The sequence below is a fragment of the Photobacterium sp. MCCC 1A19761 genome (genome assembly GCF_037389125.1).
In the GTDB taxonomy this organism is placed as follows: domain Bacteria; phylum Pseudomonadota; class Gammaproteobacteria; order Enterobacterales; family Vibrionaceae; genus Photobacterium.
Genome location: NZ_JAZGTF010000023.1, coordinates 21,787 through 43,744 on the forward strand (window position 1 = coordinate 21,787; position 21,958 = coordinate 43,744).

The 21,958-nt window shown below is 53.6% G+C and carries 24 protein-coding genes; 8 read left to right on the top strand and 16 right to left on the bottom strand.

All coding sequences use genetic code 11. From position 1 onward, the window contains the following. Positions 1 to 82 precede the first annotated feature (82 nt). From fecE to VV869_RS18155, 7 genes are all read right to left on the bottom strand, one after another. On the bottom strand, positions 83 to 847 hold the full coding sequence (gene fecE / locus VV869_RS18125) for a Fe(3+) dicitrate ABC transporter ATP-binding protein FecE (RefSeq protein ID WP_337736319.1): 765 nt from the start codon (positions 845 to 847) through the stop codon (positions 83 to 85). After that, positions 847 to 1,821, bottom strand: a complete 975-nt coding sequence (locus tag VV869_RS18130; RefSeq protein WP_443147339.1) for an iron chelate uptake ABC transporter family permease subunit — start codon at positions 1,819 to 1,821, stop codon at positions 847 to 849. Before VV869_RS18130 ends, fecE begins: the two co-directional genes overlap by 1 nt. Positions 1,822 to 1,826: 5 nt before the next feature. Further along, positions 1,827 to 2,870 carry a FecCD family ABC transporter permease gene (locus VV869_RS18135; protein ID WP_337736321.1) on the bottom strand — a complete coding sequence of 348 codons (1,044 nt, stop codon included), beginning with the start codon at positions 2,868 to 2,870 and terminating at the stop codon, positions 1,827 to 1,829. Then, positions 2,867 to 3,781, bottom strand: a complete 915-nt coding sequence (locus tag VV869_RS18140) for a Fe(3+) dicitrate ABC transporter substrate-binding protein (protein ID WP_337736322.1) — start codon at positions 3,779 to 3,781, stop codon at positions 2,867 to 2,869. Before VV869_RS18140 ends, VV869_RS18135 begins: the two co-directional genes overlap by 4 nt. A 336-nt stretch (positions 3,782 to 4,117) precedes the next feature. Further along, positions 4,118 to 6,142, bottom strand: a complete 2,025-nt coding sequence (locus tag VV869_RS18145) for a TonB-dependent receptor (RefSeq protein ID WP_337736323.1) — start codon at positions 6,140 to 6,142, stop codon at positions 4,118 to 4,120. Positions 6,143 to 6,261: 119 nt separating this feature from the next. Continuing rightward, positions 6,262 to 7,566: a Y-family DNA polymerase gene (locus VV869_RS18150; RefSeq protein ID WP_337736433.1), complete on the bottom strand. Its 1,305-nt coding sequence runs from the start codon at positions 7,564 to 7,566 to the stop codon at positions 6,262 to 6,264. Positions 7,567 to 7,572: 6 nt separating this feature from the next. Next, complete coding sequence (locus VV869_RS18155; protein ID WP_261604116.1) at positions 7,573 to 7,956, bottom strand: LexA family protein; 384 nt, start codon at positions 7,954 to 7,956, stop codon at positions 7,573 to 7,575. 238 nt (positions 7,957 to 8,194) lie between these two features. Here VV869_RS18155 and VV869_RS18160 point away from each other — a divergent pair, with 238 nt between their 5' ends. The 3 genes from VV869_RS18160 to VV869_RS18170 all read left to right on the top strand — a co-directional run bounded on the left by VV869_RS18160 (position 8,195) and on the right by VV869_RS18170 (position 10,586). After that, entirely contained in the window at positions 8,195 to 9,169 is a 975-nt protein-coding gene (locus VV869_RS18160; RefSeq protein ID WP_337736324.1) for a type IV toxin-antitoxin system AbiEi family antitoxin, read from the top strand. Next, positions 9,135 to 9,953, top strand: coding sequence for a hypothetical protein (locus VV869_RS18165; RefSeq protein ID WP_337736325.1), 819 nt, complete (start codon positions 9,135 to 9,137; stop codon positions 9,951 to 9,953). Before VV869_RS18160 ends, VV869_RS18165 begins: the two co-directional genes overlap by 35 nt. Positions 9,954 to 10,187: 234 nt before the next feature. Then, positions 10,188 to 10,586, top strand: a complete 399-nt coding sequence (locus VV869_RS18170) for an SPOR domain-containing protein (RefSeq protein WP_337736326.1) — start codon at positions 10,188 to 10,190, stop codon at positions 10,584 to 10,586. Positions 10,587 to 10,762: 176 nt separating this feature from the next. On the opposite strand, the gene VV869_RS18175 is transcribed toward VV869_RS18170, so the two are convergent. Next, positions 10,763 to 12,214: an MATE family efflux transporter gene (locus tag VV869_RS18175; RefSeq protein WP_337736327.1), complete on the bottom strand. Its 1,452-nt coding sequence runs from the start codon at positions 12,212 to 12,214 to the stop codon at positions 10,763 to 10,765. A 177-nt stretch (positions 12,215 to 12,391) separates the two neighbouring features. Between VV869_RS18175 and VV869_RS18180 the strand changes: the two genes are divergently transcribed. Continuing rightward, positions 12,392 to 13,357, top strand: a complete 966-nt coding sequence (locus tag VV869_RS18180) for a LysR substrate-binding domain-containing protein (protein WP_337736328.1) — start codon at positions 12,392 to 12,394, stop codon at positions 13,355 to 13,357. 19 nt (positions 13,358 to 13,376) lie between these two features. Here VV869_RS18180 and VV869_RS18185 read toward each other — a convergent pair whose 3' ends face one another. Together VV869_RS18185 and VV869_RS18190 are read right to left on the bottom strand one after the other, a co-directional pair. Further along, the gene (locus VV869_RS18185; protein ID WP_337736329.1) at positions 13,377 to 14,306 is read right to left on the bottom strand and encodes an electron transfer flavoprotein subunit alpha/FixB family protein; all 930 of its coding nucleotides are present in this window, start codon (positions 14,304 to 14,306) and stop codon (positions 13,377 to 13,379) included. Then, complete coding sequence (locus VV869_RS18190; protein ID WP_337736330.1) at positions 14,306 to 15,055, bottom strand: electron transfer flavoprotein subunit beta/FixA family protein; 750 nt, start codon at positions 15,053 to 15,055, stop codon at positions 14,306 to 14,308. The genes VV869_RS18185 and VV869_RS18190 overlap by 1 nt, the downstream gene beginning before the upstream one ends. A 248-nt stretch (positions 15,056 to 15,303) precedes the next feature. Between VV869_RS18190 and VV869_RS18195 the strand changes: the two genes are divergently transcribed. Next, positions 15,304 to 16,950, top strand: coding sequence for an electron transfer flavoprotein-ubiquinone oxidoreductase (locus tag VV869_RS18195; RefSeq protein WP_337736434.1), 1,647 nt, complete (start codon positions 15,304 to 15,306; stop codon positions 16,948 to 16,950). 18 nt (positions 16,951 to 16,968) lie between these two features. On the opposite strand, the gene cutA is transcribed toward VV869_RS18195, so the two are convergent. From cutA to VV869_RS18210, 3 genes are all read right to left on the bottom strand, one after another. Beyond that, complete coding sequence (gene cutA / locus VV869_RS18200) at positions 16,969 to 17,295, bottom strand: divalent-cation tolerance protein CutA (RefSeq protein ID WP_337736331.1); 327 nt, start codon at positions 17,293 to 17,295, stop codon at positions 16,969 to 16,971. Between the two features lie 32 nt (positions 17,296 to 17,327). Further along, the gene (locus VV869_RS18205) at positions 17,328 to 17,966 is read right to left on the bottom strand and encodes a LysE family translocator (protein ID WP_337736332.1); all 639 of its coding nucleotides are present in this window, start codon (positions 17,964 to 17,966) and stop codon (positions 17,328 to 17,330) included. Positions 17,967 to 18,075: 109 nt separating this feature from the next. After that, the gene (locus tag VV869_RS18210) at positions 18,076 to 18,477 is read right to left on the bottom strand and encodes an ACT domain-containing protein (protein WP_337736333.1); all 402 of its coding nucleotides are present in this window, start codon (positions 18,475 to 18,477) and stop codon (positions 18,076 to 18,078) included. Between the two features lie 75 nt (positions 18,478 to 18,552). Here VV869_RS18210 and VV869_RS18215 point away from each other — a divergent pair, with 75 nt between their 5' ends. The 3 genes from VV869_RS18215 to VV869_RS18225 all read left to right on the top strand — a co-directional run bounded on the left by VV869_RS18215 (position 18,553) and on the right by VV869_RS18225 (position 19,668). Continuing rightward, positions 18,553 to 18,903, top strand: a complete 351-nt coding sequence (locus VV869_RS18215; protein ID WP_337736334.1) for a hypothetical protein — start codon at positions 18,553 to 18,555, stop codon at positions 18,901 to 18,903. Positions 18,904 to 19,134: 231 nt separating this feature from the next. Next, positions 19,135 to 19,302 carry a DUF1737 domain-containing protein gene (locus VV869_RS18220; protein WP_261604128.1) on the top strand — a complete coding sequence of 56 codons (168 nt, stop codon included), beginning with the start codon at positions 19,135 to 19,137 and terminating at the stop codon, positions 19,300 to 19,302. A gap of 81 nt (positions 19,303 to 19,383) precedes the next feature. Next, a complete protein-coding gene (locus tag VV869_RS18225) occupies positions 19,384 to 19,668 on the top strand; it encodes a hypothetical protein (RefSeq protein WP_337736335.1) in 285 nt (94 codons plus the stop codon). 10 nt (positions 19,669 to 19,678) lie between these two features. On the opposite strand, the gene VV869_RS18230 is transcribed toward VV869_RS18225, so the two are convergent. The 3 genes from VV869_RS18230 to VV869_RS18240 form a co-directional block, all read right to left on the bottom strand. Then, positions 19,679 to 20,443 (bottom strand): VIT1/CCC1 transporter family protein, encoded by a 765-nt coding sequence (locus tag VV869_RS18230; protein WP_337736336.1) that lies wholly within the window; start codon positions 20,441 to 20,443, stop codon positions 19,679 to 19,681. 161 nt (positions 20,444 to 20,604) lie between these two features. Further along, complete coding sequence (locus VV869_RS18235; RefSeq protein ID WP_337736337.1) at positions 20,605 to 21,387, bottom strand: Mut7-C RNAse domain-containing protein; 783 nt, start codon at positions 21,385 to 21,387, stop codon at positions 20,605 to 20,607. A 97-nt stretch (positions 21,388 to 21,484) separates the two neighbouring features. Next, positions 21,485 to 21,835: a hypothetical protein gene (locus VV869_RS18240; protein WP_337736338.1), complete on the bottom strand. Its 351-nt coding sequence runs from the start codon at positions 21,833 to 21,835 to the stop codon at positions 21,485 to 21,487. Positions 21,836 to 21,958 lie beyond the last annotated feature (123 nt).

Sequence of the window (21,958 nt, forward strand, 5' to 3'; positions counted from 1 at the left end):
GCTTCCATGACACGTCGCTGCCGGCAGCAGCTTTTTATGGTTATAAAGGTCTTGCTTTAACGATATCGCTTTAACGGTATTGCTATAACGGGACACACAAAGGGGTCCCGGCCACCGGATCAGCCATTACGGTGGCTTTCACCGAGAACACATCCTCCAGTAACTGATGGGTCATAATGGTCTCAGGGGATCCTTCGGCGACAATTGTTCCGCTTTTCAGCACAACCAGGTGATCGCAGTAGCGGGCCGCCTGATTGAGATCGTGCAGCACCACAATCACCGTTTTCCCGGTGACCTGCATGTCACGGATAATCTGCATCAGCTCAATCTGATGCGAGAGATCGAGAAACGTGGTGGGCTCATCCAGCATCACCACGTCCGTATCCTGAGCCAGGATCATCGCGATCCATGCCCGCTGCCGCTGCCCGCCCGACAGACCATCGAGAAGTGTGTGTTGAAATTCATCAACGCCGGTTCGAACCATCGCCTGCTCGACCATCTGCCGGTCCTCAGATTTCAGCCGTCCCCAGTGCGACACATACGGGGTTCGTCCATACTCAACGAGCTGACGAACTGTGATCCCTTCCGGGTGGTGTAAGTTCTGCGGTAGCAGGGAGAGATGGCGGGCAATGGCTTTGGTTGACCACCGGTGCAAGGGGCGATTGTCAAACAGGACCTGGCCGGATGACGGTGAGATAACCCGGGACAGCGTTTTCAACAAGGTGGATTTTCCGCAACCATTCGGGCCAATCAGCGCCGTGACTTTTCCCTGAGGGATCGTCACCGACAGATGCTGGAGAATCGCCTTCTCGCCATACCCGACCGTAACATTCATCGCTTGCAGCATTACCACCCCTTATACCGTGATAACAGATAAATAAAATAAGGCGCTCCGATCACCGACGTGATAATCCCGGCCGGGAACTCGGTCGGCGGGATCAGCCCCCTTGCCAGGATGTCACTCACCAACACCAGTAAAGCGCCAATCAAAGCAGCCATCGGGATTAACATTACGTGTTTTCCCCCAACTAACAGGCGCGCCAGATGGGGAGACAGCAAGCCGACAAAGCTGATGGTCCCGGCCACCGACACACTGACACTGGCCAGAACCACAGACACGATCAAAGCCAGTCCCTGGACCTGCGTGACATGCACGCCCAGTCCCCTGGCAATGGATTCACCGCTTCCCAGCACATCCAGGCGCCACGCCAGCCAGCACGCAACCGGAATGAAGATGCACAACACCATGAAAATCAGGGGAAATTGTTGCCAGTTTCGCCCCCAGAGACTGCCGGTCAGCCAGACCATGGCGGTGTTAATTTCAATGGGGTGAACGATCAGGAGGAAATCGATCCCACTGGAAAGAAAGGCACTAATTGCCACACCCGTCAGTGCCAGGCGGGCGGGTGTCGGATGTGTCAGCATCGCCGTCGCGTAGATCATCAACGCCGCCAATAACCCGCCCGAGATCGCCGCCACCGGCAGTAACCAGAGCGGCGTCTGCGGATAAAAAACAAGCAAGCCGGTTGCAGCCAGTCCTGCCCCGGCGCTGATCCCCATCAGGTCCGGGGAAGCCAGCGGATTTCGGATCACGCCCTGAACCAACACACCCGACAACCCGAGCCCGGCCCCAACCAGCATCGCCAGGACCATCCGCGGCAATCGGTAGTGATTCACGACAAAGTCATGCTCTCCCCCGTTGCGCAAAGCATCGAGGATCTGTCCGGTATCTAAATTACTCACGCCGGTGTACAGGCTGACAATTCCGGCGATGATGAGTCCGCATATTGCAAACCCAATGGGCTTTCTCGAAAATGCCATCTGCATTAGGTACGTCCTTTGGCGGATAAAAAGATAAAGAAAGGTGTCCCGATCAGGGCTGTGACCACACCGACCGGTGTTTCCGCCGGAAATCCAATTGCGCGGGCAAGTACATCGGCCCACACCAGAAGCACAGCACCGCCCAGCGCGGCAAATGGGAGTAATACGCGGTGATCTCTGCCGACCAAGGCGCGACAGACATGCGGCACAATCAGGCCGACAAAGGCGATGGGACCGGCAACCGCTACACAAGCAGCAGTCAAAACAAGAATGGCGGCAACAGCAAGCAAGCGAACTTTGCCTAAGCCAATCCCTAAACTTTCCGCGACTTCATCTCCCAGCGCCAACGTATTGAGCTGCGGGGCAAGTACAAACGAGAGTAGCAATGCGACTGTGCAAACCGGCCACAACAAGACCCATTGCTGCCAGCCGGCTTCTGCCACCGATCCGGCCAGCCAGTAAATGATGCTGTAGGCCATTTCGTCGGCAATAATCAGCGCTGCCCGTGTCAGCCCGGCCAGCAAAGCATTAATGGCAATCCCGGCCAGCACCAGACGGACCGGGTTAATCCGGTGACCGCTCAGGTATCCCCCGAGCGCAATCACCATTAGCCCACCCAATGCCCCGCCGAACAAGGCGCACAGCAGCGGATGTAGCTCACTGATCACCGCAACGCCAATGGCGGACAGTGCCATAAAACAGGCAGCACCGGCGTTGACACCAAGGATCGCCGGCGAAGCAAGCGGGTTTCGGGTCACGCCCTGCATCAGTACACCGGCGACAGCCAGACTGGCCCCGATCATCAGGACAGACAGCACCCGCGGTAAACGAATGTTCAGGATCAACTGCTGCGCAATACTGCTTTCATCGTATGACAGGACAAGGTTGGTCACATCTGCCAGGGTCAGTGAAAAACGGGACCAACTGAGCAGCCCCGCCACCATTCCGCCTCCAAGCAAAATCAGTAAAATCCCCAGCTTCACCGGCACGCTGAGAGAAAATGGCCGGTGTGCAGAGGGATCCACTGTGAACACAGACAAACGGCTCATCGCTGGCCATTCATCAGTTGGGTAATATTTTCCGCCATGCCTTCCGCAGCCAGCATCCCACGACTCAGTGACCACAAGCCGGGTGACACTTCGATCACCCGATCATGTTTCACCGCACGAAGCAGCGAGTACATCGGGCTGGACTGCCACTCTTCCAGCGGGGTCTGATCAGCATAACGGCCAATCAACAACCAGTCGGGATTCGCGGCCAGTAGTTGCTCCAGGCTGGTCGGCAGGTAAGCTTGCCCGGTTTGATCCGGAATGGGGCTTTTCACATTTAATAAGTCCAATACGCCCCCCGCATAGGACGCTGGGCCATGCATCCACATACCGCGATCCGACACCACCGCAAACTGGACGGTTTCCTGTGAGTCGATCATCGCTTTATACGCTGCCATGGTTTCCCGGTGCTGCCGGAGACGCACCTCCATTTCCTCGGTTTTGTTAATGGCCTTGGCCAGTGTCAGTACGGCCGCCAGATTTTCCTCGTAAGTTTCTCCCCGACTCTTGAGGATTAACGTCGGCGCAATGCGTTTCAGGTCTTGGTAAATCGTACTGTGGCGCTCCAAGTCTGCGATGATCAAATCAGGTTTCAATTCGGCAATCGCTTCCAGACTCGGCTGATAGCGTGAGCCGACCGAATGCCAGTTTGGCACAACCGCTTTCACCGCAGGGATCAGTCGCTCCGGCTTACCGTCATCGGCAATTCCTAAAGGCGCAACGCCAATCGCCGCCATGGCATCAACAAATGAAAACTCCAGAGCAACAATGCGTGTCGGCGTTCCCGTCAAGGTCACCGTCCCGATTTCATCTTGTATGGTTCGGGTTTCAGCCCACGCAGAAGCGGCACAAAGCAAGCTCCCGATCAACACCCCAAACACGCCCCAAACGCCGTTTTCTCGCAGCTTCACACCCATACTCCTTTACACATCTCATTCAAATCCTTTCAGATATGTGCTGCCGCACAAACCCAAACTTCGCCACGACACCTGCTCATAAACAGATGACTCAATAAAAAAGCCACAAATAAGAACAAATCTCACAATCATTTTCAATTATGAAGTTTTATCTATTAAACCATCTTCACAGTTTCATGTAACGCTGTTGCACTTGAACGCCAAAATACTGCGACAATCACAATCATATAAAGCTGAAGCCCCTGGCATACCAACCAAAGGCGTGCCAACCGAATGCGACCCAAGCGCAGAAGACAAGACAGGCGGCCATAGAGGCCGCCTGCGTTCTGTTTAGAAGTGATAACGATAGTGGAGCATGAACTCAGCCGGCGCCCCATAACCCACCTGGTTCAGCCCGGAAGTACCGTTGGTTGTTCCCAAAATATACTTTTCATCCAGGATGTTATACGCATTTAGCTGAACGTGATGACGATCAAGACGATACGCTGCCATCAAATCGACCGTGGTATAATCCCCTAGTGCCACCGCCTCATTGTTCCCCGCAAAGCGCTCACCGACGTATTTGACGCCGCCGCCAAATCGCCAGTGATCATTAAGCTGATAAGCGGTCCAGAGCGAGAATAAGTGGTCAGAGACATCATTGGGTTTCTTGCCAGTCTCTTTATCTTCAGCGTCCAGATAGCTATAGCCTGCCGACAGGTTCCACTGTTCAGTGATCTGACCGCGAATTTCCAGCTCGATGCCTTGGTGACGCGCTTCAATTTTATCAATGACATCACCGTCGACGTTGGTTTGCGGCTGCTCCTGATCGATTCGGAACAGCGCTGCATTCAACATCAACGAGTCTTCCAGCAAGTACGCTTTCATCCCCAGCTCTTGCAAATCGGTATGGAAGAATTCTGCCAGTTTCGGATTGATGTAGATCCCGGCATACGGCAGCTGCCATGAACGCGCCCATGTCGCATACGTAGACACATCACTCGTCAGACGGTAAACGGCCCCGGCACGATAACTGAACTTTTCATCACTCAGTGATTCTTTACCCTGACCAAACTTTTGCTGCTCCAAATCCATCATGTCATAGCGCACATTCCCGATCAGGGACAGGTCACCGAGGGTGTATACATCCTGGACATAAAGGCCGGTGGACTCCGTCACGTTATCCCGAAACGGCTTAAACCCTGGATCCGGCGTCGGACCGGCAACCGGATGGTGGATATCTTGTCCCGGCAACGTTTTATCACTGGCCAGCGTCAGGTCGATATCGATCCGATTGTAGTCCGCACCAAGCAACAGCTGATTTGCCCCGGTGTCCCAAACCAGCTCAGACTGAAGCGTGGTGGTGGTACGCGGATCATAGCCAAAATTATTCACGGTCTGCGCCACGGTATCTCCCGTCACAACCGTGCTGGCCTGCCGGGTCCCTTTTTGCTCCAGTTCGATCCGATTCCAGGAAACGCGGTTATGCCACGTCAGCGCATGATTCAGGTCGATTTGATAATCGGCCGCCAGGCGAAGACTGTCAGACTTCTGATAGTCATTCGTGCCGCCAAAGAAAATGCTCTCCGTAACATCGACCGGCTTCCCGTCCTTCGAAGGCACACCCCGATACGGAACCAGCTCCTGGTAGGCATACTCCACATCCAGATCCAGCGTATGGCCTTCCCGAGGGGTGATTCTGAGCGTCGGAGCAATGAAATAATCATGCGAGTCCACATGATCGACATAGGAATCCCCTTCGCGATATTCCAGATTCACACGCCCATTCACCGTCTCGGACACCGACGCTGAGCTATCAACCTGACCCACATACTGATTCTGGCTGCCCACACCGAAATTGAAATGTGTGAAGTTTTCCCCATTGGCACGCTTTGTCACCAGATTGATCAACCCCCCGGCTGATCCGCGCCCATAAAGCGCCCCTGCCGCACCTTTCACGACTTCAATCCGTTCAATATTGGCCAGACTTCGGTAGGACTGTAAATTCCCGTCATCCCGTAGCCCGTCCCGGTAGACGTCGTTGAGTGAGTCAAAGCCCCGAATCACGAACTGATCCCGGCTCCCCTCGCCCAGGGTATTATTGACGCCGGCGACGCCATCGAGCGCATCAACCAAGCGAACTGCACCCCGATCTTTGATTTCCGTCCCGGTCACCACAGAGACCGATTGAGGCACATCAAGCCATGCCAAATCCGTCTTCGTCCCCGACGTTGGCATGTGTTCCGCATAACCTTCATAGCTTTGGCCATAGACCGTCAGCGTTTCTGTACTCTGAGTATCGCTTTGAGCCAAAGCCGGGGCCACAACCAGCGAAATCGCTAAGGCCAAAGGTTGTCGGATAAACACTGTTTTCATTACAAATTCCATTTATATTATTTAACAAAACCATCAATAGTACGAATGAAAACAAATGTTATTTGTATTTGCAACTGTTTTGATTCACTTTCTTAATCAATTACTTTCCCTCACGCTGCTCAGCACTTGGCAATCTGAAGTTCATCCAGCCGGGTTGTCCAACGATTGGACCGGAAGGCCTGGCGCATGTGCCAGTTGGTAGCGCTGATCACCGAAGCCGGTTTGACGCCGTTTTTATAACGGGCATTGAGCTGATCCGTCACTGCCATCAGTTTGCGTCGCTTCATTTCATCCAGGGTACTGGCGTCAAACATATCCAGCTGGACGTATTGGTGCTGCACATCGGACAGATCATCGAGGATCACCCCGATCTTCTGGTATTCATAGCCGGGACGGTAAATCCCGTGCAGTTGCTCAATCGCTGAGTTTAAAAACTGATAGGTATCCTGACTGGGACAGGCCAAAACCCGCGCGGTACTCTTATTGTATTGCGGTAAATCTTTATAGCGGTTGGTGCGTAAAAACAGGCTGACCACCCCGGCCTGACTGCCTTGCTGACGCAGCTTTTCCCCGGCGCGCTGGCAGTGAAACGCCAGTGCGGCTTTCAGCTCATCCAGTTGGCTGATCCCGACACCAAAACTGCGGCTGGACAAGATTTGCTTGCGCTTTTCATCAATATCTCCCGGTGCAATGCAGGCCACGCCTTGTAATTCAAGGACGGTCCGGGCCAGACCCACATTCCACAACCGGCGCATATCCGCCGATTTTTGATCAGCCAGCTGTAGTGCTGTGGTGATCCCTGAGGTTCGCAGCCGGGTCGCCGTTTTTGCCCCAATGCCCCAGATGTCCTGCACATCGGTTCGCTGCAACAGCCAACGTCGCTGTTGTTCGGTTTTGATTTCAGCGACACCATGCAGCCGCTGCTCATAAGCTTTCGCCGCCTGATTTCCCAGTTTGGCCAGCGTGGGCGTGGCGCCGATACCGACCCGCACCGCCAGGCCAAGATGCCGATAAATCGTGTCCCGGATCTGTTGGCCGTACGCCGTTAAATCTTCCTGGTTCATCCCGTCCAGGCGGACAAACGCTTCGTCGATTGAATACTGCTCCACCTGCGGCGAAAACCGGGACAGCTCTTCGATAAAGCGTCGGCTCATATCTGCGTACAGCACATAGTTCGAACTGCGAACCTGTACGCCCAGCTTGCGAGCCTCCCGCTCGATTTTGAACCAGGGGGCACCCCGCTGGATCCCCAAGCCTTTGGCCTGCTCGGAAATCGCCACACAGCAGCCGTCGTTATTCGACAGCACCACTACCGGCTTGCCCGCCAGTGTCGGATCAAACACCTGCTCGCAACTGGTGTAAAAACTTTTGGCATCCACCAAGGCCCAGATTTGATCCCGGTAGCCCGCAAACGTAGCACTCATCATGCATCAATCCAGCAAGTTATGAATATTTCGGGTCACCACGCCGAAGATTTCAGCATCTTCCGGCAAGGGAAACGGCTGGTAGCGGTGGTTTTCCGCTTTCAGCCACCACTGTTCTTGATGCCGAACCAATCGCTTACAGGTGAACTCGTCATACACCCGGACAATCACAATCCGATTGGGCACAATCGCTTCTGCGCGATCAACCACCAGCAGATCTCCGTCATAGATCCCCGCGCCTGTCATAGAATCCCCGCAAGCACGGAGAAAAAACGTCGCGTTCGGGTGACGGATCAAGTAGTCATCCAGATCGAGCTCTTCCTGATGACCATCGGCCGGAGACGGAAAGCCGCAAGGAATGGACTCAATGAAAACAGGAAACACCGCCATACTTCACTCGCTCTATGGTTACATAATACTGTATATATATACAGTTTATTCGAGAGAAGCTATAATCGTCACCCTCAAACAACAAATTTAGTTTCAGGTGATGCTTCTCTCAGCAGTTTTAAAGCGAATAGGCTGATTTGCTGAGTGATTCTCTTGGAATAAACCAAGCAGGAATTGTCTTTACACCGATGATTTTCACGATTATTATTTTTTCATGACTCATGAAAGTGGACCTATCATGAAAAAAGAGCTCATCTGGCTGCATCAGCTCCCCCATACGCTACCCCAGGACTGGCAGGTCGAAATCGAACCACTGCCCCAGGCATCTTATGACGCCCGGCTCAGGCTGACCCTGCATACCAAAACGCACAACTTTGCCGTTGTGTATAAACAGATCCATCGAAAAGAGAATCTGGCGCAGTTTCTCAAACAGGCGGCTGAGACCGACAACCCCTTATTGATCTGCAATTGCCTCAGTGACTTTTTGCACCAATACTGCCGGGAGCACGGCATCAACTATATTGATGAAGCCGGGAATGTGTCCATCGTCGATGATGCTGTGTATATCCTGATTCAGGGACGCCAACCGGACACCCAACTCCCACAGGTAAACACCATGAGTATCGGTGTCGCCAAATGCCTGTTTGCTTTGTTTGCAGAAGAAGAGTTGTTGCAGAAAACGTACAGTGAAATTGCTGCCAAGGCCGGTATTTCATTAGGAATGGTCAACAAAGCCATTCACTACCTGATCGATAACCATCATATTCCGGCGGAGAAACAGCATCGCCGCTTGCTGGATCCGAAAGCATTGCAGTATCAGTGGCTGCAGGCCTACCGTCAGACCCTCAAGCCAAAACTCAAAGCGATGACGGTCAATACACCGCTCAGCTGGTCATCCATCGCCCTGGAAGAAGGTGAGCTTTGGAGTGGTGAAATTGCCGCCTACCAACTCACGAAATACCTGACGCCGGAGCAGTGGTTACTGTTCACCCGCGCCCCGTTTCAGCAAAAATTCAGACAATACCAAGCCAGGCCGGCGCAAGACGGAAAGCTAACGATCGCCGCCCCATTCTGGGGGGAGAGCCTGACACTCAATCAAACGGCTCAAGCCCTGTTATGTACGGCTGAGCTCCTGACAAGCCCGGACAGCCGAAACCGCGAAGTCGCCGAGATCCTCAATGAACAATTTCTACACCTTAAGCAACTCCCTTAACCCGGCGTTTGAAACCGCCCTGATCAAAGTGATCAGGGCTATCGAGCGAACCGGTAAACCCTATTTCATCGCCGGAGCCACCGCGCGCGACATCGTGCTTCACGGCGTTTTCGGCCATCCGCCGATCCGGGCAACCCGCGACATCGATACTGCAATTTTTGTCGCGGATTGGGAGGAGTTTGAAGCCGTCAAAACCGGTCTGATCCATGCCGGGCTGGAGGAAACCCGCCAGTCACATCGCCTCAGAGAGCCGGAAACCAACCTGCCGGTCGACATTATTCCGTTCGGGCAACTCGAAGATGCTCACGGCCACATTCAATGGCCGCCGGGTCATGAGGTGACTATGTCTGTCGTCGGGTTCCAGGAAGCCTTCGATGCAGCCCTGACCGTGAACTTTCAATCACACCAGTTCAAAGTTGCTTCCCTGCCTGGCATCGTCCTGCTCAAACTCATGGCCTGGGATGAGCGCGGCGCAGAAAACAGCAAAGATGCCACCGACTTCTACACCATCATGGATAAATACCAGCACATTCATGACGGCAGATTGTGGGAAGACTACGTGCCCGGAGAGCAGCTGGACTATGATGTCGAGCGGATCTCTGCTTTCCTGCTCGGGTTTGATCTCAAAGATCTGTTGTCGCCTCCAACCCGGCAGGTGCTCACCCGAATTCAAGCCGCCAAGCAGGATGCGCTGATGAGCGCGATTGCCAGAACCCACAACACCACCACGATTGATGAGATTGAAGAAAAACTCACCGCCTTCTGGCTGGGAGCCGGACAGTAAAGCATCGGTGGTCACACACATCGGACAACCCATTGAATTTCGTGACCGCTTCTGCCAACATACTGGATATAAAAACAGTATCCATACCGAGGATGAGGTAAGTCCCGAGAATGATATAAAACCCGACAACCAACCACCGTAACACCCATAAACCAAAAAAACATTTACCATCCGGAGAAATTAACCGCCTATAGATCATGGCAATTTCATCTGGAAGCATAGAGGGGACACTGAGTGTATAAGTTCTTTGCGGTCGCAGCGCTGCTCTTTTTGACCGGCTGTACGACAACCAACGGCCCACAAAGCCAATGTGTCGGCGCAATGACGACCCAGGAAGCCTATGGCCATCTGGATCCAAACCGTTTTACGATTCAGGTTCTGGCACTGAGTGAAGAGCGCGACGTCCGCGGTTATATCCGGGATATCAAAGGACAAGACCCAATTTGGGTCAACTGGAAACGCAGTCTGGGCAATCGCTGGTACGCGGTGATCTATGGCGACTTCGCCACCAAGGCCGAAGCCAAAAGTGTGATTGATACCCTACCGGCTCGTATTCGTCAGCAGGGACCGTTTGTCCGCAGCTTCGCCGAAGTCCAGCAAGACAAACAAACCAATGTGTTTCGCATGCGTTAACACCCGGCGACAGGTATCTCGTTCAGTAAAAATCACATCCAATCAAAATACACCCATAAAAAAGCCGGAATCATTTCCGGCTTTTTTCCGCTCTGTTTTCAATCACGCAATGACGAACCCATCACCCCATAAAACCATAGTCCCATAAAACCACAGCCCGCTCATTCACACGGACGTTAAGTCAGCACCGCAGACGGATTCTCTGACACCGCACGCGCTCCGGCGCGCTCTGCACCAGACTTGATCGGGTGCGACGGCTGATGCGGGTCATGCGCCGATCGTGCCTGGGATTGCTGCACCAGGCGTTCGAAGTGGTTCAGGTGACGGAATAGCAAGCTCACCAGCATCACCCCGGTCGCCGCTAGGCCAATGCCCAAGCCGGCCCAGATCCCTTCCAGCCCCATGCCTTTCATCAGATACCAGGCAGCCGGCAGCCCAATCAGCCAGTAGCCGATCACCGTTGACACTGTCGGAGCCTTCACGACCTTCATCCCGCGCAGAATGCTGATCGCCGCCAGTTGCCAGCCGTCCACGACAAAACACAGCGCGACCATAATCATCACACTCGGCAAGGCCGCAACCAAGTCCATCGCCAGGGCATCGCCTTCAACACTGAAGACCTGGGTCAGAAACTCCGGCCACACACTCACCGCAACCCCGAAGACCGCGCTCACTGCCGTAACCAGAAACAATCCCAGATAGGCAAAACGTCGCACTAGCTGCGGCTCCTGACGGCCCACATGCTGGCTGACCAGAATTGAAGCGGCCTGCGAAAAACCAAACGCCACATTCCAGGACAAATTCAGACATTGCAGCGCAATTTGGTGAATCGCCAGCGACACCGCACCCAGTGTACCCGCCAGTAATACCGCCCCGGAAAACAGCGCATGTTCCAGCATCGTGGCGATCATAATCGGCACTCCGAGCCCCAGCAGCGGCAACATGATCCCGACACGATATTCACGAAGCTGCTGCAACGGATGATAGTCCCGGTATTTCGGCTGCTGAAACACCCAGTAGCCATAGCCGAACATCACCAGCAGCGCCGCCAGCGCCGTACCGTAACCCAAACCGGCCAGTCCCAGGTTCCACTCAAAGGCAAACAGGTAGCTCAGCGGCACATTCAGCGCCACCGTGACCAGAGACATCACCATCACCGAACGGGTATCACCAAACGCGCTGACCAGGCTCCGCAGCACCAGCAAGATTAACGTCGGTAACATCGACCATTTCAGCGCATCCAGATAATCCACCGCCAGCACCACGGCCTGCGGATCCTGACCGGCCATCGACAGCATCTCCGGCATCAACAGGAACACTGGTTGCAACGCCAACGTCAAAATCACAGACAGCAGAACCCCGCCTTTCACGGCAGCACGGATCTCCTGTTCCCCATGGGCCGGGCGGCTTGCCCGCATCCCGTAAGCAATGGCGATCAGGTTTGCAACACAACCGACGGTACTGCCGGCAATAATAAACACGATCGAATACACTGTCGCGCCCAGGCCGCCACCGGCAATGGCCATAATACTGAGCTGGGCCATCATCCAGACATCAGTAAAAATCAGTAATTGGGCCACCAACTGAGAAATAATTAGTGGTATAGCGAGCGTGACCAACTTTTTCATTTTTTATTCAAAACTCACAACGCAAGGCAAAAAATCAAACCGTAATCTGTACGAAACAGAGATTACTTCTATCCTCGCCACTCTAAGGGGTAAAACTTTGCCTTTCAAGCGACATTTATAGTACCTTAGCATTCCAAAAACTCATCCAAGCACCGTGCACATCCAAATGGATCTCCGATGGAATTGAAAAAGAGACATGCCTTATTACCCCCATCCCTCAACGGCCTTCGGGTCTTTGAATCAGCGGCCCGTCACCTGAGTTTCACGCTGGCAGCCAGTGAACTGAATGTCACCCAAAGTGCGGTCAGCAGGCAAATCCGACAACTGGAAGAAAGCTTAGGTTTTCCGTTATTTATCCGCCATCACCGGGCGCTGGAGTTGACCGAGTCAGGCAAGGAAGTCGCCCTGCTGCTGACCCGGCAGTACAGTGAGCTCAACCGCACCATCAAACAGTGTCGGGTTCAGGAAACCGGAACGCTGAAAGTCAAGGTCGCCATGAGCTTTGCCGTGCGCTGGCTGATCCCCCGCTTGCATTCATTTAAGGCATTGCACCCGGATTTGGATATTGTGATCTCCTCCAGTATGGGCCATACCAGTGAAGAGCTGATGCTGGACGAAGATGACTATCACGTGGCTGTCTATAACATGCAGCACGAGCCGCCAAGTCGCTATCAGCAGCATTTTTTACGAAAAGAGTATCTGGCTCCGGTTTACTCCGGCCAACTCACCCGCAGCAATCAGCCGGTGTCGATTGATGAGCTGCTGAACTACCCGCGCCTGCATCCGACCTCAGATCAAAGTGACTGGAAAGCCTGGCTGAAGAGTATTCAACGTCCGAATCAGATCCATCAACCGGGACTCACCTTCAACACCCTGGATATGGCCCTGACCTCCTGCCTGGCCGGTCAGGGCGTCGCCATTACCGATTTAATGCTGGTGGTTCATGAGCTGGAGCAAGGCTATCTCATGCTACCGAAACACGCCGCCGTGGTCGCCAACAGCCAGTGGATGTATTACTACCACGCCACCACTGAAAGTGACGATGTCACGCATTTTATTGACTGGCTGACCGCAGAGCAGCAGAAAGAAAAAACCGCGCTGCTCAGGATGGCTGAGCAGCGCGGCTGGACAATACTGGAATAAAACGATTTTTCAGGTTTTTCTAAACCGCTTCAATCAGTTGTGGCAGGATGTCGAACAGATCGCCGACCAGACCATAATCGGCGATTTGGAAGATCGGCGCTTCCGGATCACTGTTGATCGCCACGATCACTTTGGACTCTTTCATCCCGGCCAAGTGCTGAATAGCGCCCGAAATCCCCACCGCAATATAAAGCTCGGGCGCCACGATCTTGCCCGTTTGTCCGACCTGTAAATCATTCGAGACAAACCCGGCATCCACCGCCGCCCGTGAGGCACCAATTGCCCCGCCGAGCTTGTCTGCCAGCTGTTCAATCAAGGCAAAGTTCTCTTTGTTTCCCAGCCCCCGGCCGCCGGAGATCACCACTTTGGCCACCGATAAATCCGGCCGCTCACTTTGGGTCTCCGCCAGACTGATAAATTGCGACAGATCGGTTGGCACGGCGCCCTCCAGAGCCGTGATCGGTGCCGGAGTCTCCTGCTCCGGTGCCGAATCAAACGCCGACGGACGGATCGTCATCACTTTCACAGGATCATGCGACTTCACCTTCGCCAACGCATTTCCGGCGTAAATGGGGCGGATCACCGTGTCTTCACTTTCGATGGCAATAACATCCGAGAGCTGTCCCACATCCAGCAACGCCGCAACCCGGGGCATCAGGTTTTTCCCGAAGGTACTCGCCGGAGCAAGCACATGGGTAAATCGTCCGGCCAGCTCCACCACCAACGATGCAAGGTTCTCCGGTAGCTGATGCTGATAGACCACATCATCCGCCAGCAGCACCTCATCCACCCCGGCAATCCGGCTGACCGATTCGGCGACCACGCTGCATCCACTGCCCGCAACAAGCACCGATACCGGAGACGGCAGCGATCGGGCCGCCTGAATCACTTTGAACGTTTCCGGCAATACCGTCTGTTCTGCATGTGCCGCAATAATTAACGTTGCCATCAGATCACCTTCGCTTCGTTTTTCAGCTTATCGACCAGCTCCGCAACCGAAGCCACCTGAATACCACCGGCTCGTTCCGGTGGCGGCGAGACCGACAGGATCTCCTGATGACGAGTCACCGCCACGTCAAAATCAGCCGGCTGCACACATTCCATCGGCTTTTTCTTAGCCTTCATGATATTTGGCAACGACGCATAACGCGGCTCATTCAGCCGGAGATCGGTACTGATAATCGCCGGCAATTTCAGCGCTAGGGTCTCCAGGCCGCCATCCACCTCACGCGTAACCGTGACAACGTCATCTTCAACCACCACCTTCGAGGCAAATGTCCCTTGCGGCCGACCGGTTAACGCCGCCAGCATCTGCGCCACCTGATTGTTATCCGAATCAATGGACTGTTTGCCCAAAAGCACCAGACCGGGCTGCTCTTTTTCCATCACGGCCTTGAGTAACTTGGCAACCGTCAGCGGCTCCAGATTGTTTTCCGTGTCGATGTGAATTGCCCGATCAGCCCCCAGGGCTAAAGCGGTGCGCAATTGCTCCTGGCACGCCGACTCACCGGCTGACACCACAACCACTTCTTCGGCAATGCCTGCTTCCTTGAGCCGGACGGCCTCTTCCACGGCAATCTCACAAAATGGGTTCATGGCCATTTTGACATTGTTTGTTTCCACGCCAGTGCCATCACGATTGACCCTGATTTTAACGTATGGGTCCACCACACGTTTTATCGCTACCAGTACTTTCACGATGTCTTCCTTTTCTGATTAAAGTGACTGCCAACATGCTTCTGAACAAGCGCCGGAACCACGTCAGACCTTTGACAGCAGCCAGAGATAAGTTGACTTAAAGGCTTGACTTAAACGACATATCCGAAAGCGAATACACTTTGAGCCTAGTTGAATTTACGTTTACGTCAACTGGACTATAGTTACCAATATCGCCTCGAATGTTCAGGAAACTTTGCATGGAAAAAGAACACATAGGAAAAGAAGACATGGAAAGAGAAAGCATGGAATTTGACGTTGTGATTGTGGGTGCAGGCCCTGCCGGCCTTTCCGCCGCCTGCCGCATGATGCAACTGGCAGAGGAGAACGGTCAGACGCTTTCGGTCTGCGTGGTTGAAAAAGGCGCGGAAGTCGGCGCCCATATTCTCTCGGGTGCCTTGTTCGAACATCGGGCGCTGGACGAACTATTTCCGGACTGGGAGCGACTGGATGCCCCGCTGCATACCGCCGTGTGTGAAGATCAATTTTGCCTGCTCACCAACCAGCACAATTTTCTGAATTTTCCGCTCAACCTCACGCCGGAGCCGATGAAAAACGACGGCAATTTTGTCATCAGCCTGGCCAACTTCTGTCGCTGGCTGGGCCAACAGGCTGAATCACTCGGCGCTGAGATTTATCCCGGTTTCGCTGCCGCCGAAGTACTCTATAACGAGCAAGGCGGCGTTGCCGGTGTGATCACCACGGATATGGGGCGGGACAAAAACGGTGAGCCTAAATCGACATTTGAACCGGGCATTGAGCTGCGCGCCAAGTACACCATTTTTGCCGAAGGCGCGCGCGGCCATCTGGGCAAAACGCTGATCGCCAATTTCGATCTCGACTACGATAAACAACCCCAGCATTACGCGCTGGGGATCAAAGAGTTGTGGGAAATCCCCGCAGAACAGCACCAGCCCGGATTAGTCCTGCACGGCGTCGGCTGGCCGTTAAGCCAGTCAGACACCACCGGTGGCAGCTTTCTCTACCATCTGGAAAACAACCAGGTGGCTGTCGGGCTGATTGTCGATTTGAACTACCACAATCCCTACCTCAGCCCGTTCGATGAATTCCAGCGCATGAAGCATCATCCCCTGTATCACCAATATCTGAAAGGCGGTCAGCGGATTGCCTATGGTGCCCGGGCCATTACCAAGGGCGGGTTATACTCCCTCCCCCGGCAACAATTCCCGGGCGGCGTTCTCGTCGGCTGTGACGCTGGCACACTCAATTTTGCCAAAATCAAGGGCAGCCATACCGCGATGAAATCCGGGATGCTGGCCGCCGAAGCGGTGTTTAGCGAAATCAGCCAGGGATTTACGCAAACCACGCCGGGCTACGAAAAGCTGTTTGAAGAGTCCTGGCTCTATCAGGAGCTGGACGAGGCGCGAAACTTCGGTGCCCAGATCCATAAATTCGGTAACCTCATTGGCGGTGCGCTGGCAACTGTGGAGCATAACTGGCTCAAACACCGGCTGCGCTGGACCGTGAAAGATCACAAGGCCGATCATGCATGTCTGCGGCCGCTGGAAAAAAGCCAGCCAATCGAATACCCGAAACCGGACGGGGTCATCAGCTTTGATAAGCCGTCGTCGGTCTATTTATCGGGGGCCCAGCACGAGGAGAACCAGCCTTGTCATTTGAAACTGAAGGATGAAAGTTTGCCGCTCAACATGCATTTAGAGCGGTTCGGCGAGCCCAGCCAGCGCTATTGTCCGGCCGGGGTCTATGAAATTGTAACCAGCAACGGCATGCCCAAGTTTCAGATCAATGCCGCCAACTGTGTTCACTGCAAAACATGTGATATCAAGGACCCGTCCCAGAACATCACCTGGGTCACGCCGGAAGGCGGCGGTGGTCCGAACTATCCGAATATGTAGCCACCAGAGCCGGATGCGTTACGGCTTGCACTCCGAGCGGATCCAGTTGAGATAATCCGGCAGCCCGGCGGTAATGGGCAGCCGGATAATTTCCGGAGTTTCATAGTCATGATTCGCGAGAATATCCGCTTCAACCTGCGCATACAGCTCAACGGTGGTTTTAATCATCATCAACTTCTCCTGATCCTGATTCACCGCCCCTTTCCAGTGGTAGTAACTCTCGATCGACTGGACCTGAATACAGGCCGCCAGTCGCTTTTCAAGCAGGGAGTGGATGATAGCCTGGCCGTTCGCTTTATCAGCAAAGGTGGTCATCACCATACAACAGGTTCGATCTGAGTTCATGATTGTCTCGCTATCTTATTTTGTTCACCGGATTAACCGGCATTGTTCTTACTGAACGCAATTTTTGCCGCCAGGCCGATTAACAGCACCCCGGACACCCCTTCGATAGCACGGCTAAACCGTGAGGCCTGCGGGCTGTTCAGAACCCAGCTTCCCAGCGTTGCGTATGCGGCGTTACACAAGGTGGCCAGACCACAGAACACCACGCCCAGGATCAACAACTGATGGGTCGGAGACGACGCTAGGGAGGTATCGATAAACTGCGGCAAAAACGAAAGGAAAAACATCGCCACCTTCGGATTCAGAATACTGACGATCACCCCCTGGCGAAAAATATTTTGCGTCCCGCTCTGGCTCTCATCCAGCGCCAGCTTTGATTCACCGCGGGCAAAACTTCGCAGCGCGCAGATCCCCAGATACAACAGGTAAGCCGCACCCAGGTATTTCACCACCAGAAATGCATACGCTGAACTGAGGATCAGTGCCGACAGGCCGAAGACCGCCGCCACGGTATGAAACAGATAACCCACGCCCAGCCCCAACGCGGCCTGGGTTCCCGCCGAGGCTTTCCCCTTCATGGTATTCGATAAGATATAAATGACATCCGGCCCCGGGATCAGATTCAGGGTCAGTGAGGCCAGTGCAAACAGTAACAGAGTGTGTAATTCCATAAATATGATTTCCTTGTCATTCTTTCGATGCGTACACACGCAACAGCAACACCCGACAACAGGTACCAAGCGCTATCAGTCCGTGAACCGATATTGATTCAGCTGGGTATCATTGGGCACTCAGTTCAGCCAGTGCGGCCAACGCAAGCTGCGCCTTTTCCGCCTGGACAAAAATATGATCGTGGTAATAGGCAGCCACCACGTTGGCACTGATCCCTTTCTCGGCCAGTTTACCGGCCACCGCGGCGGTCAGGCCGACCGCTTCCAGACTCGAATGCACCGTCAGGGTGATCGCACGAAAAACCGGCTCTACCGCAAAGCCATTTTCCCGGGCCAGATTTTTGTCCAGCACCAGGGTCAGCCCTTCATCTTCGCGGAAAGTCGCGAGCGGTTTAAGCCGGACAAACAAGGCATCATCCAGGGTCGGCGTGGTACAAAACACAAACTCACCGTCCCGAAGCCGGGGCTCCATATGGCGCAGTAACTGATCGAGATCCGTCATTCCTGTCATTGATAACTCCTTCATTTTCCTTTATGTGGCGGTCACTGCTACAATAGGGCTATCAATATTATGAGTTGAAAAGAAATGCAACAAGATCAATTTGAAGCCCTCATCAAATCCCTGTGCCAACATGACACTATGCCTCAGGTTCTGGACGCCTTAAAATCCTGCGAAGACCAGGAAATCGCCGATGCTGCTGCAGCCTTGACCGGCCAGTTCCGCCTGGCGGAAATCGACGGTGAACAGCGCATTTACCATGTGTCGATGCAGGAAAATGACCAAGGTGAATCGGAAGAATTCGCAGAGTGGATCATGAACGATGGTGACGACGTCATCAAATTTGTCGCCTGGTTCTTCTACGACAACTTCGATCTCAAGCTCAAAGATATCTACCAGGCTGCCGGTCGCACTTACCGTCAACCAAAGCGCCTGTAAAGTTTCGTTTTTCTCCTACGACCAAAAGCCGGCACTCTGCTGGCTTTTTCTTATCCTTGTGCCGCCTGCCGAACATTTTCTAACTATCCTTATAAAAAGCTTTGTCCTTATAAAGCTGTGTCTTTATAAAAAACGCCCTTATAAAGCAGTGCTTTTATTATAAAGCAATGCCCTTAGGGCCAGAATCACACCGGTAACACAGCGTATTTCCCGATCCGCCGGAGGCACGATATGCAATACAAAATCGTCTGTGACAAACATGAATTTGAATTTGAGAAAAAAATCAACGAGCTGATGAATGATGGCTGGCGGCTCTACGGGGAAGTAGTGGTCAATCTGGTCAGCAGTGATCATGAACTGACCTGCTGGTACACACAATCGATGGTGAAAGATGACTAATCCCGGCGATCCTGGCTACGATGTCTTTGGTGCCCGTCGGGGGCCGAGCCCTCATCGGCCCCGTCGGGTATTGGGTCCATAATGGCCATCTATACTCTGGTGCTGGAATATGACGGCGCAACCTATATGTCGCAAGTGGAATCAGAAGATGAGCAAACCGCGCTGCACGCCTGGTGCAATGAACTCGATGTTTGTGCCATTGATGGGTTCCCACTGGCAGATTCAGCCGAGCTTCTATCCGGCTTGCAGGATTTGATGCCTTCTGCGGTCGGTCACTTAACCAACGTCTGGGATGTCCGGTTTGCGGTCGGACATGACGTCGCCATCCTGCACCTGATCAAAACCGATTTTAGCCGCGACATGTGACCCGTATTGCCTACAGTCCCGATAAACCAAACAGCTCCCGCAGCAAGTAGCCGGACACATAGGCCAGACTGGCCGCCGCCCCTCCCATTGCCAGCGTCCGCAGGCCAGACCATAAATAAGGCAGATTAAACACCAGACTTTTGAGCATCCCGATCAGGAAAAACATTAAGGCCGCCAACGCCGTACTGAGAGCGAATTGCTGGGATAAGGTCAAAACACTGTTCAGGAAGGGCAGCAACGGCATCGCCCCGACCACAAGAAAGGCCAGAAACGTGGCACCGGCGGATGCCAGCGGATTGATATGCGCCTGATTATTCATCCCATGCTCTTCGACCAACATGGTGTCAACCCATAATTTGCGATCTTCACAGATGGTTTCGACAATGATCTCCAGCACCTCGCCATTAAACCCTTTATTGATGAAAATCTGGCGGATCTCTTCCCGTTCGCCTTCCGGCACCAAGTCGATATGCACTTCCTCCATTTCACGCAAGCTTTGGGCGTAGTCCAGATCTGCCCGGTGGGATTCATAGGTACTGACCGCCATACTGAACCCGTCGGCGAGTAAGTTAGCAACCCCCAGAATCACTGCCACAGACGCCGGTAATCCTGCCCCCGCAGCCGCAGAGACCACCGCGAAGGTCGTCACGCACCCGTCAATCCCGCCCAGGACGGCATCGGAGATATTCTGAGACTCCGGCGGTTTTGCCAGACGCTTGCGTATCATCTCCGGTTGGTGTGAGCGAAGCAGTTCCTCATTGACATGTGCTTTCATACGAACTCTCCTACGCAGTTACCGACCATACGCCGGTTAGCGTCGCTGATGTTGCCGGTGTGGTGCTTGCTACTGGTTTAGCACTTATTGCCGATATAGCACTTATTGCTGGTATAGCAACAACTGCGGTTCATATACTAAGCCTAGTCGGCATTTTCGGGTCAGGCTCCGACGGCTTTCAGTCGGGCTATCCATTGTGTGATGCGGGCATAATGCGTCCCTTGCCAATAAATGTGGCGGCAACACCGGCATTCAAAAAATACGTGATAAAACCGTAACGTATTAGGCGGAACGCGGCCGATCACCTGCGCACGTTCGATGGCTTTCAAACAGCCGTTACAGCGCGAACAACGGGTAAACGGACGAAAACTTTGTTCAAGCTGAAAACGGGAAATAACTTCAAGGAGTTGCTCATCTGGGCGGTCGCTGCGCACCCAGTAGCCATGCGTCACCACCCGATACTGAAAGATATGTTTATCCCGGGTGAGAATGATGCGTTCCTCCGCCACCGACAGTGCCACGATTGCATCATCTTCAAACTGATTGCTGTATAAGGTATCAAACCCCAGCAAGCGCAGCTTGCGCGCCAGTTTACCCAGGTTGACATCGACCACAAACCGCGGCTCCCGCAGCGGTGCCGGTCGCAAACGGACCAGCGGCCGGATATCGAAAGACTCGAACATCGGATAAACAGACACCAGCTCACCGCCCCGAAGCCGGTGGTCAAAGCCAACAGATTGGCCGTCGATCAGGATCAAATCAATTTCCGTATGCGGGACGCCGATGGCTTCGAGGGTATCTTTGATAGCCGGTTTCCCGGCAAAACGATAAGGAAAACGCACTTTTCGCCGGTCGTTCGGCAGGAAATCATTCAGCTCTTCATAGAACCGGAACCAGGCCGTGCGCCAGATCGGGGCGTGGCGATCATCAGAAGCGTCAGGCATCAGCAACCAAGGGCCTCAGGGCTATCCCACCGTATCCCCAAGCCTAGTTCAGGGCTTCACGTGCAGCAAACCGCCCCCCGAAGCAACGCCACGGCCGCTAGGACAACTGGTTCAGCATAAAGCTACCGACCATCGCCACCAGACCGGCGATAAAGAGTTTTAAGCCGGTGTGAAAATTGGCCCGGAATTCATCGAGGTTACTTTGTGCATGGTCGAAATCCGTCACCAGCGATTGCGCTTTTCTCGCTCCGCGGTCGCGATCATAAAAACGACCTTGTCTGCCGCCATCCCATAACAGTCCGGCCAGCCCCCATAAGATCAACGCATTAAAAAACAGATAATCGGAGGGATAGTTGATCGTCGGCCAACCCCAAAGCCGGTGACAAAACCACACCACAACCCCGGCCAATACATTGGCGACACCCACAAACCCCAGCAAAGCTTTCATAAAAACAACCACATATAAATCAATGCACGTACAGTACCTCATGAGAAGTATGTGCGCCACAACTCATATGCAACTGATTTTTTCGCATTGGAACAGAAAAAATTTTATTACAGAAATGTTAAT